Source organism: Streptomyces sp. NPDC052236 (assembly GCF_044548015.1).
In the GTDB taxonomy this organism is placed as follows: domain Bacteria; phylum Actinomycetota; class Actinomycetes; order Streptomycetales; family Streptomycetaceae; genus Streptomyces.
Map to the genome: position 1 here is coordinate 32,847 of NZ_JBIUBL010000003.1, position 18,509 is coordinate 51,355.

At 70.0% G+C, this 18,509-nt stretch carries 18 protein-coding genes; 1 reads left to right on the forward strand and 17 read right to left on the reverse strand.

Translation table 11 applies throughout. The features are described from left to right. Positions 1-110: 110 nt before the first annotated feature. The 13 genes from metK to pyrR all read right to left on the reverse strand — a co-directional run bounded on the left by metK (position 111) and on the right by pyrR (position 14,633). Positions 111-1,331 (reverse strand): methionine adenosyltransferase, encoded by a 1,221-nt coding sequence (metK, locus tag ACIHCQ_RS07040; RefSeq protein WP_399658713.1) that lies wholly within the window; start codon positions 1,329-1,331, stop codon positions 111-113. Between the two features lie 243 nt (positions 1,332-1,574). Continuing rightward, entirely contained in the window at positions 1,575-2,783 is a 1,209-nt protein-coding gene (coaBC, locus tag ACIHCQ_RS07045; RefSeq protein ID WP_399658715.1) for a bifunctional phosphopantothenoylcysteine decarboxylase/phosphopantothenate--cysteine ligase CoaBC, read from the reverse strand. A 115-nt stretch (positions 2,784-2,898) separates the two neighbouring features. Then, positions 2,899-3,171, reverse strand: coding sequence for a DNA-directed RNA polymerase subunit omega (gene rpoZ / locus ACIHCQ_RS07050; protein WP_005319902.1), 273 nt, complete (start codon positions 3,169-3,171; stop codon positions 2,899-2,901). 39 nt (positions 3,172-3,210) lie between these two features. Next, positions 3,211-3,774 carry a guanylate kinase gene (gene gmk / locus ACIHCQ_RS07055; RefSeq protein ID WP_399658716.1) on the reverse strand — a complete coding sequence of 188 codons (564 nt, stop codon included), beginning with the start codon at positions 3,772-3,774 and terminating at the stop codon, positions 3,211-3,213. Between the two features lie 38 nt (positions 3,775-3,812). After that, positions 3,813-4,136 carry an integration host factor gene (locus ACIHCQ_RS07060; RefSeq protein ID WP_330329439.1) on the reverse strand — a complete coding sequence of 108 codons (324 nt, stop codon included), beginning with the start codon at positions 4,134-4,136 and terminating at the stop codon, positions 3,813-3,815. A gap of 224 nt (positions 4,137-4,360) precedes the next feature. Further along, entirely contained in the window at positions 4,361-5,212 is an 852-nt protein-coding gene (gene pyrF, locus ACIHCQ_RS07065; protein WP_399658718.1) for an orotidine-5'-phosphate decarboxylase, read from the reverse strand. Beyond that, on the reverse strand, positions 5,209-6,318 hold the full coding sequence (locus ACIHCQ_RS07070) for a quinone-dependent dihydroorotate dehydrogenase (RefSeq protein ID WP_399658719.1): 1,110 nt from the start codon (positions 6,316-6,318) through the stop codon (positions 5,209-5,211). The genes pyrF and ACIHCQ_RS07070 overlap by 4 nt, the downstream gene beginning before the upstream one ends. Before the next feature lie 271 nt (positions 6,319-6,589). Then, on the reverse strand, positions 6,590-9,901 hold the full coding sequence (gene carB, locus ACIHCQ_RS07075) for a carbamoyl-phosphate synthase large subunit (RefSeq protein WP_399658721.1): 3,312 nt from the start codon (positions 9,899-9,901) through the stop codon (positions 6,590-6,592). Beyond that, positions 9,894-11,063, reverse strand: a complete 1,170-nt coding sequence (carA, locus tag ACIHCQ_RS07080; RefSeq protein WP_399658722.1) for a glutamine-hydrolyzing carbamoyl-phosphate synthase small subunit — start codon at positions 11,061-11,063, stop codon at positions 9,894-9,896. The genes carB and carA overlap by 8 nt, the downstream gene beginning before the upstream one ends. Then, positions 11,060-11,620, reverse strand: coding sequence for a hypothetical protein (locus tag ACIHCQ_RS07085; protein WP_399659157.1), 561 nt, complete (start codon positions 11,618-11,620; stop codon positions 11,060-11,062). Before ACIHCQ_RS07085 ends, carA begins: the two co-directional genes overlap by 4 nt. Positions 11,621-11,634: 14 nt before the next feature. Then, complete coding sequence (locus ACIHCQ_RS07090; RefSeq protein ID WP_399658724.1) at positions 11,635-12,921, reverse strand: dihydroorotase; 1,287 nt, start codon at positions 12,919-12,921, stop codon at positions 11,635-11,637. Further along, positions 12,918-13,928: an aspartate carbamoyltransferase catalytic subunit gene (locus tag ACIHCQ_RS07095; protein ID WP_399658725.1), complete on the reverse strand. Its 1,011-nt coding sequence runs from the start codon at positions 13,926-13,928 to the stop codon at positions 12,918-12,920. Before ACIHCQ_RS07095 ends, ACIHCQ_RS07090 begins: the two co-directional genes overlap by 4 nt. A 108-nt stretch (positions 13,929-14,036) precedes the next feature. Beyond that, positions 14,037-14,633, reverse strand: a complete 597-nt coding sequence (gene pyrR / locus ACIHCQ_RS07100; RefSeq protein ID WP_399658726.1) for a bifunctional pyr operon transcriptional regulator/uracil phosphoribosyltransferase PyrR — start codon at positions 14,631-14,633, stop codon at positions 14,037-14,039. A gap of 234 nt (positions 14,634-14,867) precedes the next feature. Between pyrR and bldD the strand changes: the two genes are divergently transcribed. Then, on the forward strand, positions 14,868-15,368 hold the full coding sequence (bldD, locus tag ACIHCQ_RS07105) for a transcriptional regulator BldD (RefSeq protein ID WP_399658727.1): 501 nt from the start codon (positions 14,868-14,870) through the stop codon (positions 15,366-15,368). 119 nt (positions 15,369-15,487) lie between these two features. On the opposite strand, the gene nusB is transcribed toward bldD, so the two are convergent. The 4 genes from nusB to ACIHCQ_RS07125 all read right to left on the reverse strand — a co-directional run bounded on the left by nusB (position 15,488) and on the right by ACIHCQ_RS07125 (position 18,456). Beyond that, positions 15,488-15,916, reverse strand: coding sequence for a transcription antitermination factor NusB (gene nusB / locus ACIHCQ_RS07110; protein ID WP_399658728.1), 429 nt, complete (start codon positions 15,914-15,916; stop codon positions 15,488-15,490). A gap of 2 nt (positions 15,917-15,918) precedes the next feature. Then, positions 15,919-16,485, reverse strand: a complete 567-nt coding sequence (efp, locus tag ACIHCQ_RS07115) for an elongation factor P (protein WP_399658729.1) — start codon at positions 16,483-16,485, stop codon at positions 15,919-15,921. Between the two features lie 57 nt (positions 16,486-16,542). Beyond that, the gene (locus ACIHCQ_RS07120) at positions 16,543-17,649 is read right to left on the reverse strand and encodes an aminopeptidase P family protein (RefSeq protein ID WP_399658730.1); all 1,107 of its coding nucleotides are present in this window, start codon (positions 17,647-17,649) and stop codon (positions 16,543-16,545) included. A gap of 66 nt (positions 17,650-17,715) precedes the next feature. Continuing rightward, positions 17,716-18,456: an AAA family ATPase gene (locus tag ACIHCQ_RS07125; protein ID WP_399659159.1), complete on the reverse strand. Its 741-nt coding sequence runs from the start codon at positions 18,454-18,456 to the stop codon at positions 17,716-17,718. Positions 18,457-18,509: the final 53 nt, after the last annotated feature.

Consider the following 18,509-nt stretch of genomic DNA (forward strand, 5'->3'; position numbering starts at 1 on the left):
ACCAGACAGCACTGACAGGGCGCGTACGCGCGAGGGCCCCGGACCAACCATCCCGGTCCGGGGCCCTCTCACTCATGTACGCCCTGCTGCAGGCCCTGCTACAGGCCCTGCTACAGGCCCGCGGCCTTGCGCAGCTCGTTCACACGGTCCGTGCGCTCCCACGTGAAGTCGGGCAGCTCGCGGCCGAAGTGCCCGTACGCCGCGGTCTGCGCGTAGATGGGCCGCAGCAGATCGAGGTCGCGGATGATCGCCGCCGGGCGCAGGTCGAAGACGTCCGCGATGGCCTGCTCGATCTTCTCGGGTTCGAGCGTGGCCGTGCCGAAGGTCTCGACGAAGAGGCCCACCGGCTCCGCCTTGCCGATGGCGTACGCGACCTGGACCTCGCAGCGCGCCGCGAGACCGGCCGCCACCACGTTCTTGGCGACCCAGCGCATCGCGTACGCCGCGCTGCGGTCCACCTTGGAGGGGTCCTTGCCGGAGAACGCGCCGCCGCCGTGCCGCGCCATGCCGCCGTAGGTGTCAATGATGATCTTGCGGCCGGTCAGACCGGCGTCGCCCATCGGGCCGCCGATCTCGAACCGTCCGGTCGGGTTGACCAGCAGCCGGTAGCCGTCGGTGTTCAGCTTGATGCCGTCCTCGACCAGCTGCTTGAGGACATGCTCGACCACGAACTCACGGATGTCGGGTGCGAGCAGCGAGTCCAGGTCGATGTCCGACGCGTGCTGCGAGGAGACGACCACGGTGTCGAGGCGGACCGCCTTGTCGCCGTCGTACTCGATGCTGACCTGGGTCTTTCCGTCGGGACGCAGGTAGGGAATCGTCCCGTTCTTGCGGACGTCCGACAGGCGGCGGGAGAGCCGGTGCGCCAGGTGGATCGGCAGCGGCATCAACTCGGGCGTCTCGTCGCAGGCGTAGCCGAACATCAGGCCCTGGTCGCCTGCGCCCTGCCGGTCGAGCTCGTCACCGCCATCACCGCCGTCACCCGCGACACGCTGCTCGTACGCCGAGTCGACACCCTGCGCGATGTCCGGGGACTGCGCCCCGATGGAGACCGAGACGCCGCAGGACGCGCCGTCGAAGCCCTTCTTCGAGGAGTCGTAGCCGATCTCGAGGATCTTGTTGCGCACAAGCGTCGGGATATCCGCGTACGCCTTGGTGGTCACCTCGCCGGCCACATGCACCAGGCCGGTGGTGATCAAGGTCTCCACGGCGACCCGGGAAGCCGGGTCCTCCCGCAGAAGGGCGTCGAGGATGGTGTCGCTGATCTGGTCAGCGATCTTGTCTGGGTGACCCTCGGTGACAGACTCCGAGGTGAAGAGACGGCGGGACACATCGCTCCCTGGGGTTGCAGCGGCTGCTGGCTGATCATGGTTGACCCGCCGGGGGCTGCGCCCCGCGACGTTCCACGCGCCAGTTTATCTGTCACGCTCCGCCAATGGACCACCCGTCTCGCTCCGTGGGTCGCCTGTGACCTGTCAGTCCGACGGGAAACGCCGGGACGACAGGCCGGAAAGAGCGAGTGGCGCGCCGGGTTTCCCGTGGTTTCGTCCTCCACTGGGGCGAAAATCACGCATTCACGCCAACCTTGGGACAACCAGGTCCCACACCGTGTCGGCGAGGGCTTCCTTGGGTCCGTACGGCACCGGCGTCTCGCTGCCGTCCGCGGCGAGCACCACGGCTTCGTTCTCCTCCGAGCCAAAGGTTCGCTGCTCCCCCACCTCGTTGACCACGAGCAGGTCACAGCCCTTGCGGCGGAGCTTCTCGCGGCCGTTGGCCAGCACGTTGTCGGTCTCCGCGGCGAAGCCGACGATCACCTGGGCGGGGCGTGCCCGGTCGGTGGAGATCTCGGCGAGGATGTCCGGATTGCGCACCAGCACGATGGGCGCGGGGTCCTGGCCGTCCTTCTTCTTGATCTTGCCTTCGGCGTACGTCGCGGGGCGGAAGTCCGCGACGGCCGCGGCCATCACCACGGCGTCGGCGTCCGGCGCGGCCTTGAGTACGGCCTCGCGCAGCTGGACCGCCGTGGTGACGCGAACCACATCGACGCCCGCCGGGTCCGGCATGCCGGTGTTGGCCTCGATGAGGGTGACTCTGGCGCCGCGGGCGGCTGCGGTACGGGCCAGGGCGTACCCCTGCTTGCCGGAGGAGCGGTTGCCGAGGTAGCGGACCGGGTCGAGGGGCTCGCGGGTGCCGCCCGCGCTGACGACCACATGGCGGCCGGCGAGGTCGGGGGCGGCGGTGCCGGTGGAGCGGGCGAGCACCCGGCGGCAGACCTCGTAGATCTCGCCCGGCTCCGGGAGGCGTCCCTTGCCGGTGTCGACGCCGGTGAGGCGTCCCACGGCGGGCTCGACGACGATGGCCCCGCGGCGGCGCAGTGTCGCGACGTTCTCCTGGGTGGCCGGGTGCTCCCACATCTCGGTGTGCATCGCGGGCGCGAAGACGACCGGACAGCGGGCCGTCAGGAGCGTATTGGTGAGGAGGTCGTCGGCGAGGCCGTGGGCGGCCTTGGCGAGGAGGTCGGCGGTGGCGGGCGCGACCACGACCAGATCGGCGTGCTGGCCGATCCGTACGTGCGGGACCTCGTGGACGTCGGACCAGACCTCGGTCGCGGCGGGGTGGCCGGAGAGCGCGGACCAGGTCGCGGCGCCGATGAAGTGCAGCGCCGAGGCGGTGGGCACGACCCGTACGTCGTGGCCCGACTCGGTCAGCCTGCGCAGCAGCTCGCACGCCTTGTACGCGGCGATGCCGCCGCCGACCCCCAGAACGACCTTCGGCTTGTCCACCGTGTCTCCCCGTCTCCCGCCATTCAGATGCGTACGTCAGATGCGTACGCCTCCATGACACACCACAGGCCCGGCGGTCGGACCGCCGGGCCTGTGGTGAAGGAGCGTTGAGTGGCTACTGAGCCGGGCCCTCAATGGCCTCCGAGGTCAGCAGACCCGCGTTGATCTCACGCAGGGCGATCGAGAGCGGCTTCTCGTGGACGTGGGTGTCCACGAGCGGACCGACGTACTCAAGCAGGCCCTCGCCGAGCTGCGAGTAGTACGCGTTGATCTGCCGCGCACGCTTGGCCGCGTAGATCACGAGGCTGTACTTCGAGTCAGTGGCCTCGAGCAGCTCGTCGATCGGCGGGTTGATGATGCCCTCGGGCGCAGTGATGGAGGAGGACACGCTTAGCCTTCCGAAGAACTTGCAAAATGGGACAAAAGATCAATCAACTACCATCAAGGCTAGCAGCTCGCGCGCTACATCCTCGACGGAGGTGTTGACAAGGGTGAGATCGAACTCCGACTCGGCGGCCAACTCGACCTTGGCGGCGGTCAGCCGCCGGTCGATGACCTCGGCGGATTCCGTGCCGCGGCCGGTGAGCCTGCGGACCAGTTCCTCCCAGGTCGGCGGGGCCAGGAAGACCAGCTGCGATTGCGGCATGGACTCCTTGACCTGCCGGGCGCCCTGGAGATCGATCTCCAGCAGCACGGGTACGCCCTCGTCCAAGTGATCGAGGACCGCACGGCGCGGTGTGCCGTAGCGGTTCCCCGCGAACTCGGCCCATTCCAGCAACTCGCCATTGGCGACCAGCTTGTCGAACTCCTCGTCGCTGACGAAGAAGTACTGGACGCCGTGACGCTCGCCGGGGCGCGGTTTTCTGGTGGTGGCCGACACCGAGAGCCATACCTCGGGGTGGACCTTGCGCATATGAGCGACGACCGTGCTCTTACCGACCCCGGAGGGGCCGGAGAGCACGGTCAGCCGCGGACGTACCTCTGCTGCCATGCAGCGATTATCCAGGTTCCCGGGAGTGCCCGGGAACGTCAGGCGCCGCTGCCGCCGAACTCGCGCTCGAGTGAGGCGATCTGGTTGGAGCCGAGCCCGCGCACGCGGCGGCTCTCGGAAATGCCGAGCCGCTCCATGAGCTGCTTGGCGCGGACCTTGCCCACGCCGGGCAGAGACTCAAGGAGAGCGGAGACCTTCATCTTGCCGATGACATCGTTCTCCTGACCCTGCTTGATGACCTCATGGAGCGAGGCACCGGAGTGCTTGAGTCGATTTTTGACCTCGGCCCGCTCCCGGCGAGCCGCGGCGGCCTTTTCGAGCGCGGCTGCGCGCTGTTCAGGGGTAAGGGGCGGAAGAGCCACGCCTACGTCACCTCGGATGTCGAACTGTCGGATACGGACGGGTGAGGAACGTGCAGATGGCTCAGAACCATCCCCGCGGGTGCGGCGATGATGCGCGTTCACTCTTCGACGGAGACTAGCGGGCATGGCCGCTCCAGTCAGCGAGAACGGACGAAAAGTCCTGGTCAGCATCTGCCGACCAGGACATTTAGTGCATAACCACCGGGATTTTGGTCAAGTTTCTGTCAGCGGGGTGCGACCGCTTCCCGGATCTCGCTCGCGAAACGGTCCGCGGAGGCACGAAGCGCGGCCACATCGGGTCCGTGGCGCAGCACTCCGCGGCTCACGCTGGGCACGACATTGCCCACGGCCGCGCCGAAGACCCTGGGGAGATCCGCGGGGGTCGCGCCCTGCGCGCCGATGCCCGGGGCCAGCAGCGGCCCGTTGATCGCGAGGTCCACGCCCGCGTCGCCCAGCGTCGCGCCGACCACCGCGCCGACCGAGCCGAGCGGCTCCGCGCCCGCGTTCTCGGCGGCCATGTGGTCGAGCATCAGCTGCGCCAGGGACCGGCCGTCCGCGGTGGTGGCGCGCTGGACCTCCGCGCCCTCCGGGTTGGAGGTCAGGGCGAGTACGAAGACCCCGCAGCCGCCCAGCACGGCGGCGTCCAGGGCCGGGCGCAGCGAACCGAAGCCGAGATACGGCGAGACGGTCACCGCGTCGGAGAAGAGCGGTGAGCCCTTTTCCAGGTAGGTCGCCGCGTACGCGCCCATGGTCGAGCCGATGTCGCCGCGCTTGGCGTCCATCAGGACCAGCGCGCCCGCCGCGCGTGCCTCGGCGACCGCCTTCTCCAGTACGGCGATGCCGCGCGAGCCGAAGCGCTCGAAGAACGCCGACTGGGGTTTGAGGACGGCGACCCGGTCGGCCAGCGCCTCCACGACCGTGCGTGTGAAGCGCTCCAGGCCCGCGACGTCGTCGTTCAGGCCCCAGTCGGCCAGCAGCGAGGCGTGCGGGTCGATGCCGACGCAGAGCGGGCCACGGGTGTCCATGGCCAGGCGCAGGCGCGCGCCGAAGGGCTCTGGAACGTCCAGAGGGCTCATGCGGTGACCTTTCGCGTCTCGGCGCCGACCGCGTCGGCGAGGGTGGCGTACGGGCTGGCCGCGAGCCGCGCGGCGAGTCCCTTGTGGATGGCGCGTGCCCAGAAGGGGCCCTCGTAGACGAAGGCGCTGTACCCCTGGACGAGGGTGGCGCCTGCCAGGATGCGCTGCCAGGCGTCCTCGGCGCTCTCGACGCCGCCGACGCCCACCAGGGTGATCCGGTCACCCACGCGCGCGTAGAGGCGGCGCAGGACCTCGAGGGAGCGCTGCTTGACGGGCGCTCCGGACAGTCCGCCGGTCTCCCGCACCAGCGCCGGGTCCGCCTTCAGGCCGAGGCCCTCGCGCGCGATGGTGGTGTTGGTGGCGATGATCCCGTCGAGGCCGAGCTCAAGGGCCAGGTCCGCGACCGCGTCGACGTCCTCGTCCGCCAGGTCGGGGGCGATCTTGACGAGCAGGGGCACGCGGCGCTCCGGCACGCTGCGGTCGGCCGCCTCGCGTACGGCGGTCAGCAGCGGGCGCAGCGACTCTGTGGCCTGGAGGTCGCGCAGACCGGGGGTGTTCGGCGACGAGACGTTGACGACCAGGTAGTCCGCGTGGCGCGCGAGGCGCTCGGTCGAGGTCACATAGTCGGCGACGGCCGCCGCCTCCGCGACCGCCTTCGTCTTGCCGATGTTGACGCCCACCACGGTCCTGAAGACCGGTACGCGGGTGGCGAGCCGCTCCGCCACGGCCGCCGAGCCCTCGTTGTTGAAGCCCATGCGGTTGATCAGCGCCCGGTCAGGTACGAGGCGGAAGAGGCGCTTCTTGGGGTTGCCCGGCTGCGGCTCGGCGGTGACCGTGCCGATCTCGACATGGTCGAAGCCGAGCATGGTCATGCCGTCGACGGCGACGGCGTTCTTGTCGAAGCCCGCGGCGAGGCCGAAGGGGCCGTGCATGCGCAGCCCGAAGGCCTCCGTCCGCAGCTCCTTGCGGCGGGGCGCGAGGGTGGCGGCGATGAACGTACGCAGCACGGGGACGCGGGCGGCGAGGCGGATCCAGCGGAAGGCCAGGTAGTGGGCGTTCTCGGGGTCCATGCGCTGGAAGACCAGCCGGAAGAAGAGTCGGTACATGGGGTGTTTTTCGGCTTTCTTTTTGTTTTCTTGCGCGCCGCTTCCCGTAACTGGGGCAGCGCCCCGAGCAAGGGCCCGAAGGCCCTAGGGCGTGTTTTAGAAGTCCCGCCTGCCCCGCGACGCCTGGCACGCGCACTCGCGATGTTGTCGGAGTCGCCCAAGTACTCCCCCAGAGCTCCGCCTGGGGGTGCCCCCACCGCCTTGCGATTGCACGCACCAGACGCCGCAGGGCCCGCCCTACGGGCGGACGGCGCTACTTCTCAAACACGCCCTAGTCCTCGCGGGACGCGATCAGATGCCGCGCGTGCTCCTGCAGCGAGCGCACCCCCACGTCACCGCGGTTGAGCGCGTCGATGCCCTGCACCGCCGCCGCCAGCGCCTGCACCGTCGTCAGGCACGGCACGGAGCGCGCCACCGCCGCCGTACGGATGTCGTAGCCGTCGAGCCGGCCGCCGGTGCCGTACGGGGTGTTGACGATCAGGTCGACCTCACCCTCGTGGATCAGCTGGACGATGGTCTTCTCGCCGCCCGGGCCCTCGCCCTCGCTCTGCTTGCGCACGATGGTGGCACTGATGCCGTTGCGCTTGAGCACCTCGGCCGTGCCGGACGTGGCGAGCAGCTCGAAGCCGTGGGCCACCAGCTCCCGCGCCGGGAAGATCATCGAGCGCTTGTCGCGGTTGGCGACGGAGATGAAGGCGCGGCCCTTGGTGGGCAGCGGACCGTACGCGCCCGCCTGTGACTTGGCGTACGCCGTGCCGAACACCGAGTCGATGCCCATGACCTCGCCGGTGGAGCGCATCTCCGGGCCGAGGATGGTGTCGACGCCGCGGCCGTGGATGTCGCGGAACCGCGACCACGGCATGACGGCCTCCTTGACGGAGATCGGCGCGTCCATCGGGAGCGTGCCGCCGTCGCCGGTCGCCGGGAGCATGCCCTCGGCGCGCAGCCCGGCGATCGTCGCGCCCAGCGAGATACGGGCGGCGGCCTTCGCCAGCGGGACCGCGGTCGCCTTCGAGGTGAAGGGAACGGTGCGCGAGGCGCGCGGGTTGGCCTCCAGGACGTACAGGATGTCCCCGGCCAGCGCGAACTGGATGTTGATCAGTCCGCGCACGCCGACACCGCGCGCGATGGCCTCCGTGGAGGTCCGCAGCCGCTTGATGTCGTAGCCGCCCAGCGTGATCGGCGGCAGTGCGCACGCCGAGTCGCCGGAGTGGATGCCCGCCTCCTCGATGTGCTCCATCACACCGCCGAGGTAGAGCTCGGCGCCGTCGTAGAGCGCGTCGACGTCGATCTCTATCGCGTCGTCGAGGAAACGGTCGACCAGGACCGGCCGGGTGGGGCTGATCTCGGTGGACTCGGCGATGTACGACTCCAGGCGGGTCTCGTCGTACACGATCTCCATGCCGCGCCCGCCGAGTACGTACGACGGGCGTACGAGGACGGGGTAGCCGATCTCGTCGGCGATCGCCTTGGCCCCGGCGAAGGTGGTCGCGGTGCCGTGCTTGGGCGCGGGGAGACCGGCCTCGGCGAGGACGCGGCCGAAGGCGCCGCGGTCCTCGGCGGCGTGGATCGCCTCGGGCGGGGTGCCGACGACCGGGACGCCGTTGTCCTTGAGCGCCTGGGCCAGGCCCAGCGGGGTCTGGCCGCCGAGCTGGACGATGACGCCCGCGACCGGTCCGGCCTGCGTCTCGGCGTGGACGATCTCCAGGACGTCCTCCAGGGTGAGCGGCTCGAAGTAGAGCCGGTCGGAGGTGTCGTAGTCGGTGGAGACGGTCTCGGGGTTGCAGTTGACCATCACGGTCTCGTAGCCCGCGTCGCTCAGCGCGAAGGAGGCGTGCACGCAGGAGTAGTCGAACTCGATGCCCTGGCCGATGCGGTTCGGGCCTGAGCCGAGGATGATCACGGCGGGCCTGGTGCGCGGCGCGACCTCGCTCTCCTCTTCGTACGAGGAGTAGAAGTACGGGGTGTTCGCGGCGAACTCGGCGGCGCAGGTGTCGACCGTCTTGTAGACCGGGCGGATGCCGAGCGCGTGCCGGACCTCGCGTACGACGTCCTCGCGCAGGCCGCGGATCTCGCCGATCTGGGCGTCGGAGAAGCCGTGGCGCTTGGCTTCGGCGAGCAGCTCGGGGTCGAGCCGTTCGGCGGCGGCGAGCTCGTCCGCGTACTCCTTGATCAGGAACAGCTGGTCGACGAACCAGGGGTCGATCTTCGTGGCGTCGAAGATCTCCTCCTGCGTGGCGCCGGCGCGGATGGCCTGCATGACGGTGTTGATCCGGCCGTCAGTGGGGACCTTGGCGGTCTCCAGGAGCTCCGCCTTGTCGCCGGGCTCTCCGGTGAAGGCGAACTGCGAGCCCTTCTTTTCCAGGGAGCGCAGCGCTTTGTTGAGCGCCTCGGTGAAGTTACGGCCGATCGCCATGGCCTCGCCCACCGACTTCATGGTGGTGGTGAGGGTGGCGTCGGCGGAGGGGAACTTCTCGAAGGCGAACCGCGGCACCTTGACGACGACGTAGTCGAGCGCCGGCTCGAAGGAGGCCGGGGTCCTCTTGGTGATGTCATTGGGGATCTCGTCCAGCGTGTAGCCGACGGCGAGCCGGGCGGCGATCTTGGCGATCGGGAAGCCGGTGGCCTTGGAGGCGAGCGCCGAGGACCTGGACACGCGAGGGTTCATCTCGATGACGATGATCCGGCCGTCGACGGGGTCGATGGCGAACTGGATGTTGCAGCCGCCGGTGTCCACGCCGACCTCGCGGATGATCGCGATGCCGATGTCGCGCAGCCGCTGGTACTCGCGGTCGGTCAGCGTCATCGCCGGGGCGACGGTGATCGAGTCGCCGGTGTGCACGCCCATCGGGTCGAAGTTCTCGATGGAGCAGACGACCACGACGTTGTCGTTCTTGTCGCGCATCAGCTCCAGCTCGTACTCCTTCCAGCCGAGGATGGACTCCTCCAGGAGCACTTCGGTGGTCGGGGAGAGCGTCAGGCCCTGTCCGGCGATACGGCGCAGCTCGTCCTCGTTGTGCGCGAAGCCGGAGCCCGCGCCGCCCATGGTGAAGGAGGGGCGGACGACGACGGGGTAGCCGCCGAGCGTGTCGACGCCGGCCAGGATGTCGTCCATGGTGTGGCAGATGACGGAGCGGGCGGACTCGCCGTGGCCGATCTTGGCGCGGACGGCCTCGACCACGCCCTTGAACAGCTCGCGGTCCTCGCCCTTGTTGATCGCCTCGACGTTCGCGCCGATGAGCTCGACGCCGTACTTCTCCAGCACGCCCTGCTCGTGCATGGAGATGGCGGTGTTGAGCGCGGTCTGCCCGCCGAGGGTCGGCAGCAGCGCGTCGGGGCGCTCCTTGGCGATGATCTTCTCGACGAACTCCGGGGTGATCGGCTCGACGTAGGTGGCGTCGGCGATCTCCGGGTCGGTCATGATCGTGGCCGGGTTGGAGTTGACCAGGATGACGCGCAGGCCCTCGGCCTTGAGTACGCGGCAGGCCTGGGTGCCGGAGTAGTCGAACTCGGCGGCCTGGCCGATGACGATCGGGCCGGAGCCGATGACCAGGACGGACTGGATATCGGAGCGCTTAGGCACGCTGGCCCTCCATCAGGGAAACGCTGGGCTGATTGTTGTCTCGCATGAGCTCGACAAACCGGTCGAAGAGGTACGCGGCATCGTGGGGGCCCGCTGCCGCCTCGGGGTGGTACTGGACGCTGAAGGCGGGCCGGTCGAGCAGCCGCAGGCCCTCCACCACGTTGTCATTGAGGCAGACGTGGGAGACCTCGGCGCGCCCGTACGGGGTGTCGGAGACCGTGTCGAGCGGGGCGTCGACGGCGAAGCCGTGGTTGTGCGCGGTGACCTCGACCTTGCCGGTGGAACGGTCCTGCACGGGCTGGTTGATGCCGCGGTGGCCGTACTTCAGTTTGTACGTGGAGAAGCCGAGCGCCCGGCCCAGGATCTGGTTGCCGAAGCAGATGCCGAAGAGCGGCGTCTTGCGGTCCAGGACGGCCTTGATGACGGTCAGGTCGACGGTGGACGGGTCGCCGGGGCCGTTGGAGAGGAAGAAGCCGTCGGGGTTGATCGCGTAGACGTCCTCGACCGTCGCGGTCGCGGGCAGTACGTGCACCTCGATGCCGCGCTCAGCCATGCGGTGCGGGGTCATGCCCTTGATGCCCAGGTCGAGGGCGGCGACGGTGAACTTCTTCTCGCCGATGGCCGGGACGACGTACGCCTCGGTGGTGGCGACCTCGGCGGAGAGGCTGGCGCCCACCATCCCGGGGGCTTGACGCACCCGGGCGAGCAGCGCCGCGTCGTCGGCCAGGGCCTCGCCGGAGAAGATGCCGACACGCATCGCGCCGCGCTCGCGCAGGTGGCGGGTGAGCGCGCGGGTGTCGATGCCGCTGATGGAGACGATGCCCTGGGCGATGAGTTCGTCGTCCAGGGAGCGCCGGGAGCGCCAGTTGGAGGGCACGCGCGCGGGGTCGCGTACGACATAGCCGGCGACCCAGATCCGCCGGGATTCGGCGTCCTCGTCGTTGACGCCGGTGTTGCCGACGTGCGGGGCGGTCATCACAACCACCTGGCGGTGGTACGAGGGGTCGGTCAGCGTCTCCTGGTAACCGGTCATACCGGTGTTGAACACCGCCTCGCCGAAGGTCTCCCCCACGGCCCCGTAGGCGCGGCCGCGGAAGGTGCGGCCGTCCTCAAGGACGAGTACGGCGGGAGCTTTGGCGGCTCCCCGGGTGGAGATCGTCATCGTGCGGCGCCTTCCGTCGTGTCGGTCGTGGTGTTGTCGTTCATGGAGTTGATGGCCTCGACCCAGGCGGCGTGCTCGGCCGCGTGGTCGGAGCGGAACCCGGAGTCGATCAGCCGGTCGCCGTGCGCCCAGGTGACGACGAGCAGTCCGCCCTCGGCGAGGACCTTGCCCGCGATGCCCTTGTCGAGCCGGGCTTCGCGCAGCGCGTCCGCCGGGACGAAGAAGTCCTGTGCTCCGGGGCGTACGACGTCGAGGCCCGCGTCCGTGAGGGTGAGCTCGACCCGGCTGCGTACGCCCAGGCCGTGGGCCACGATCCGGTCGAGCCACTGTCCGGCGGTGGTGGAGCCGTGGTAGCGGCCGGTCAGCTCATGTTTCGCCTCGCCCGGCGTCTCGGGCGCGGTGGGCAGTTCGGGCAGGTCGGACTGGAGGCTGCCGCGCCACTTCCATCCCTGGCGCATCAGCCAGTAGACGAAGGCGATGAAGAGCAGGAGGGCCGTGACCCAGCCAAGGCGCGCGGCCCAGTCGGTGACTTCGGCCGACTTCTGCTCGGCGGCCATTCGGATCAGATTTGTCACGCCAGTTTCCCGTCCACGACCGTTGCCCGGCCCCGCAGGAAGGTGTGGGTGACGCGCCCCGGCAGCTCACGGCCCTCGTAGGGGGTGTTGCGGCTGCGGGAGGCGAAGCCCGCGGGGTCCACGGCTCCACGGTATGCCGGATCCACCAGCGTGAGGTTCGCGGGCTCACCTGCCGAGACGGGGCGGCCGTGCCCCTCCAGGCGGCCGATCCGCGCGGGCCGGAAGGACATCCGGTCGGCGACGCCCGCCCAGTCGATCAGTCCGGTGTCGACCATCGTCTGCTGGACGACGGAGAGCGCGGTCTCCAGGCCGACCATGCCCATGGCGGCGGCGGCCCACTCGCAGTCCTTGTCCTCGTGCGGGTGCGGGGCGTGGTCGGTGGCGACGCAGTCGATGGTGCCGTCGGCGAGGGCCTCGCGCAGGGCCATCACGTCGGCCTCGGTGCGCAGCGGCGGGTTCACCTTGTAGACGGGGTTGTACGACCGTACGAGCTCGTCGGTGAGGAGGAGATGGTGCGGGGTGACCTCGGCGGTGACGTTCCACCCCTTGGACTTCGCCCAGCGGACGATCTCGACCGAGCCGGCGGTGGAGAGGTGGCAGATGTGCACGCGGGAGTCGACGTGGGCGGCGAGCAGGACATCGCGGGCGATGATCGACTCCTCGGCGACGGCGGGCCAGCCGCCGAGGCCCAGCTCGGCGGAGACGATGCCCTCGTTCATCTGCGCGCCTTCGGTGAGGCGGGGCTCCTGGGCGTGCTGGGCGATGACGCCGTCGAAGGCCTTCACGTACTCCAGCGCGCGGCGCATGATCACCGCGTCGTCCACGCACTTGCCGTCGTCGGAGAAGACGCGCACGCCCGCGGCGGAGTCGCGCATGGCGCCCAGCTCGGCGAGCTTCTTGCCCTCCAGGCCGACGGTGACGGCACCCACGGGCTGTACGTCGCAGTAGCCGGACTGCCTGCCGAGCCGCCACACCTGTTCCACGACGCCCGCGGTGTCGGCGACGGGGAAGGTGTTGGCCATGGCGTGTACGGCGGTGAAGCCGCCGACGGCGGCGGCCCGGGTGCCGGTCAGGACGGTCTCGGAGTCCTCACGGCCGGGTTCGCGCAGATGGGTGTGCAGATCGACCAGGCCGGGGAGCAGGACCTGCCCGGCGGCCTCGACGACGGTGGCGTCGCCCGCCTCGATCCGGCTGCCGACCTCGGCGATGGTCTCGCCGATGATCAGGACGTCCTGCGGCTCGCCGCCCAGTACCTTCGCCCCGCGGATCAGGATCTTGCTCATGATGATGTGTTCTCCTCGGTGCGCGCGGGGGTGGCCTGGCTGGCGTGGTTCGGGCTGACGGCGGGCTCGTTGCCGCCCAGCAGCAGGTACAGGACGGCCATCCGGATCGAGACGCCGTTGGCGACCTGCTCGACGGCCGTGCAGCGGTCGGAGTCGGCGACCTGCGCGGTGATCTCCATGCCGCGGTTCATCGGCCCGGGGTGCATCACTATGGCGTGCTGGGGCATCCGCGCCATGCGGTCGCCGTCGAGGCCGTAGCGGCGCGAGTACTCGCGCTCGGTGGGGAAGAAGGCGGCGTTCATCCGCTCGCGCTGCACGCGCAGCATCATCACCGCGTCGGACTTCGGCAGTACGTCGTCCAGGCTGTACGACACCTCGCACGGCCAGCTCCCCACGCCGATCGGCACGAGCGTGGGCGGCGCTACGAGGGTGACCTCGGCGCCGAGAGTGTGCAGCAGCAGAACGTTGGAGCGGGCGACGCGGCTGTGCAGCACATCGCCGACGATTGTGATCCGGCGGCCCGCGAGGTCGCGCCCCATGCCCGCGTCCCGGCCGACCAGCCGCCGCCGCATGGTGAAGGCGTCCAGCAGGGCCTGGGTGGGGTGCTCATGGGTGCCGTCGCCGGCGTTGACCACGGCTCCCTCGATCCAGCCGGAGTTGGCGAGCCGGTAGGGGGCTCCGGAGGAGCCGTGCCGGATGACGACGGCGTCCGCGCCCATCGCCTCCAGCGTCAGCGCGGTGTCCTTGAGCGACTCGCCCTTGGAGACGGACGAGCCCTTGGCGGAGAAGTTGATGACGTCGGCGGACAGCCGCTTGGCGGCGGCCTCGAAGGAGATCCGGGTCCGGGTCGAGTCCTCGAAGAAGAGATTGACGACGGTACGGCCGCGCAGCGTCGGCAGCTTCTTGATCGGCCGGTCGGCGACCCGGGCCATCTCCTCGGCGGTGTCGAGGATCAGTACGGCGTCGTCGCGGGTGAGGTCGGCGGCCGAGATGAGGTGGCGCTTCATCTGGGGTGTGCTCCGTTGCGTGGAGGTGTTGAGGCATGCGGGCGCGCGGGCGGTACGTCCGTACGGGGTGACCGGGCGCGGCTGGGGACCGTGACCGTACGGCGGGTGCTACCGCTCGGCGGCCGGGGCGGTCTCGCGCACCCCGAGCAGGACGGTGTCGCGACCGTCCTCCTCGGCGAGCTGGACCTTGACCGTCTCCCGCAGCGACGTGGGGAGGTTCTTGCCGACGTAATCGGCGCGGATGGGGAGTTCCCGGTGGCCGCGGTCGACCAGGACCGCGAGCTGTACGGCGCGGGGCCGGCCGATGTCGCCCAGCGCGTCGAGCGCGGCGCGGATGGTGCGGCCGGAGAAGAGCACGTCGTCCACCAGGACGACCAGCCGGCCGTCGACGCCGTCGGCGGGGATGTCGGTGCGGGCCAGCGCTCGGGCGGGCCGCATCCGCAGGTCGTCGCGGTACATGGTGATGTCGAGGGAGCCGACCGGGATCGTGCGGCCGGTGATGTCCGCGAGCTTGTCGGCCAGCCGGCGGGCGAGGAAGACTCCGCGGGTCGGGATGCCGAGAAGCACCACGTCGTCGGCGCCCTTGGCGCGTTCGACGATCTCGTGGGCGATGCGGGTCAGTACCCGCGCGATGTCGGGAGCCTCAAGAACGGGGCGCGCCGCATCGGAGCTGCTGTTGCTGTCGTTCGGGTCCATCGTGTCCATAAGGAAACGGACCTCCTTCTCCGCCTCACGGGACGGATCTTAAAGGACGTCGGAATTGCGCCACCCACGGTACCAGGGCTGTGCCGGCCTCAGGCCGCCCCGGTTTTCCGCCCCGGTCGACGGACCGGTGTGGACCATTCGGCTTGACGCAGCCAAGTCACGCTGCGTAACCTCACAGTGAGTTACCAGCCGCGCGGCGGAGCCGCAAAGTTGTCACAGGATCCGGGGAGCCATATGTCCAGCGAATACGCAAAGCAGCTCGGGGCCAAGCTCCGCGCCATCCGCACCCAGCAGGGGCTGTCCCTCCACGGCGTGGAGGAGAAGTCGCAGGGCCGCTGGAAGGCCGTGGTCGTCGGTTCGTACGAGCGCGGCGACCGCGCCGTGACCGTGCAGCGTTTGGCCGAGCTGGCGGATTTCTACGGCGTCCCGGTGCAGGAACTGCTCCCGGGAACCACGCCCGGCGGGGCCGCCGAGCCGCCGCCGAAGCTCGTCCTCGACCTGGAGCGGCTGGCGCATGTGCCGCAGGAGAAGGCGGGCCCGCTCCAGCGGTATGCCGCCACGATCCAGTCCCAGCGAGGCGATTACAACGGCAAGGTGCTGTCGATCCGGCAGGACGATCTGCGCACGCTTGCCGTTATCTACGACCAGTCGCCGTCGGTCCTGACCGAGCAGCTGATCAGCTGGGGAGTGCTGGACTCGGACGCGCGGCGCGCGGTCAGCCACGAGGACAGCTGACCCCACCTCGGGAATGCTGTTGCTTTAGGAGAAACGTCACACCGGAGGGCGAACCCGTCTTGTACGGATTCGCCCTCCATTTGTGTTCGCGGGTCAGTTCGCGATTGTCCGGCCGTGCGCTAGTCGCGGCGCAGGTTCGGCTTGAGGTCCTTGAAGCGGCCCAGCAGGCCGTTCACGAACGACGGGGACTCGTCGGTGGAGAATTCCTTGGCGAGTTGCACCGCCTCGTCTATCACCACCGCGTCCGGGGTCTCGTCCACCCACACCAGCTCGTACGCCCCGAGCCGGATGATGTTCCGGTCGACGACCGGCATCCGGTCGAGCGTCCAGCCGACCGAGTAGGTGGAGATGAGGTCGTCGATGCGGTCCGCGTACTGCGCGTACCCCTCGACCAGCTCCATCGTGTACTCGCCGACCGGCGGCTGCCGGTCGTCGGTCCGCGAGTGCCGCACCCAGTCCGCGAGGACGGTCTGCACGGACGCGCCGCGCTGGTCGGCCTCGAAGAGGATCTGGAAGGCCCGCTTACGGGCCTTGTTCCGGGCAGCCACGGTTAGCTGTTCACCCGGCCGAGGTAATCGCCGGTGCGAGTGTCGACCTTGATCTTCTCACCGGTGGTGATGAAGAGCGGGACGCCGATCTCGAAGCCCGTCTCCAGCCTGGCCGGCTTGGTGCCGCCGGTGGAGCGGTCGCCCTGGACGCCGGGTTCGGTGTGCTCGATCACCAGCTCGACGGCGGCGGGCAGCTCGACGTAGAGCACCTCGCCCTCGTGTGTGGCGACGCTGGCCGTGAAGCCCTCGATCAGGTAGTTGGCGGCGTCGCCCACTGCCTTGCGGTCGACCATCAGCTGGTCGTACGTCTGCATGTCCATGAAGACGAAGTACTCGCCGTCCATGTACGAGAACTGCATGTCGCGGCGGTCGACGGTGGCCGTCTCGACCTTCACGCCGGCGTTGAACGTCTTGTCGACAACCTTGCCGGAGAGGACGTTCTTGAGCTTGGTGCGCACGAAGGCAGGGCCCTTGCCGGGCTTGACATGCTGGAACTCGACGACGGACCAGAGCTGGCCACTGTCGAGCTTGAGCACCATGCCGTTCTTGAGGTCGTTCGTGGAAGCCACGGTTGCGGAATCTCCTGGACTGAAGCTGGTGGGACCACGGGTGCGCGCACAGCTGAGCTAGAGCGCGAGCAGTTCCTTGGTCGTGATGGTGAGTAGCTCGGGTCCGCCGTCCGCCTCCTGGCGCACGACGAGCGTGTCATCGATCCGGACACCGCCCCGGCCCGGAAGGTGGACTCCCGGTTCGACGGTGACCGGCACACAAGCGTCCAGTTTACCCATGGCGGCGGGGGTCAGCTGCGGGTCCTCGTCAATTTCGAGCCCGACGCCGTGCCCCGTCATCGGCGAGAGGCCCTCACCGTGGCCGGCGGCGTCCAGGATCTGGCGGGCCGCGTGGTCCACATCCCGGTAGGCGGCGCCCGGCGCGAGGGCCTCCCGGCCGGCCCGCTGAGCGGCGAAGACAAGGTCGTACAGCGCGATCTGCCAGTCCGCGGGGGTCGTCCCGATCACAAACGTACGGCCGATCTCGCTGCGGTAGCCGCGGTAGTTCGCGCCGACGCAGACGGAGAGGAAATCGCCTTCCTCGACGCGGCGGTCGGAGGGCCGGTGGCCGCCGCGGCCGGAATTGAGGCCGGTGGCGACGGAGGTGGGGAAGGCGGGGCCGTCGGCGCCGTGGTCGATGAGTCTGCGCTCGAGTTCCAGCGCGAGATGCCGCTCGGTGCGGCCCACCAGGATCGATTCCAGCAGTTCGCCCAGGGCCTGGTCGGCGATCTCCGCGGCGATCCGCAGGCAGGCGATCTCCTCCTCGTCCTTGACGAGGCGCTGCTGCTCGACGGCGAGACCGAGGTCGGCGAGGCGCAGCCGGGGCGCCACGGAGCCGACCGCCCGGTGGCGGGCGACGGTCAGGTCATGCTCCTCGATGGCGAGGGACTCCGTCCCCGACGTCCGCGCCAGCTCGGCGGCGGCGACGGCCGGATCGCCTGCCGAGGCCGACAGGACGGTCAGCCGCAGCTGTTCGTCAAGACGGCCGTCGGTGCCGTCGCCGGTGGGCGCGCGAGGGCAGAGCAGTACGTCCTCGTCCGGGCCCAGCAGGAGTACGGCTCCTGGCGGGGCGGCTCCCGCGAGGTAGCGGACATTGGCGGGGCGGGATACCAGCGCCCCGGCGCTGCCGGTGGCCGCGCACCGGTCGCGCAGCCGGCCGCGTCGGACGCCATACACCTCTGACATGCCACGAGCGTACGAGCGGTGGGGCCGGGCGGCCCGGCCAGCGCGTCCGACCGGGGGTCTGGGGGGCTACCAGGCGGGTGGGGAGGCGATGGACCGGGCCAGGACGTCGTCGAGCACCCGTGCCGTGGTCTCCACGTCGTACTGCGAGTTGTCGATGATGGGGAGCCCCGATCCGTACCAGCCGGCCATCCGGCCGTGGATGGTGGCGACTTCCTCGTCCGCGAGGCGGCGGTTGCCGCTGCGCTCGGCGTTGCGCTCCAGCACGACCTCCAGGCCGGGGAGCAGGACGACGGGGAGGAGCCCGGGGCCGACATGGCGTTTCCAGCCGCCGAGCCCCACGACCGGCCGGTCCGGGAAGACGGCGTCGTCGAGGATGCAGGAGATGCCGTTGGCCAGAAAGTTCCGCGCGGCGAAGCCGCAGGTGCGGCGGGCGAGGCGGTACTGGGCCTCGGAGTGGTCGTTCCAGCCGGACTGGGGGTCGGCGAAGCCGGAGCAGACCCATTCGCGTACGTCGTCAAGGCTGATGTGCGCGGTGGGTACGCGGCGGCTGGCGGCCCAGTGCCGGGCCACGGTGGTCTTGCCCGCGCCCGCCGGGCCGATCAGGAGGACGGCGAGGGTGGTCGCGCCGGTGCCGCTGTCGGCGGGCGGCGACGGCGCGGGTATGGCAACCGGTCCACCGGGCGGCAGCTGAATGTGCCCCGAGGTGTCGCGGCCCCCCGGCAGGGGCCCGCTCCAGCCGGGTGCGGGGTGTCGGTGACTGTGGGCAGGGGGTGGCGGCCCCTGCGGCGCGGCGGGCGGCGGGCCCACCGGGGGCCCACCGTGAGACGGCTGCCGGTTCGGCTCCGGAAACCCCGCAGGAA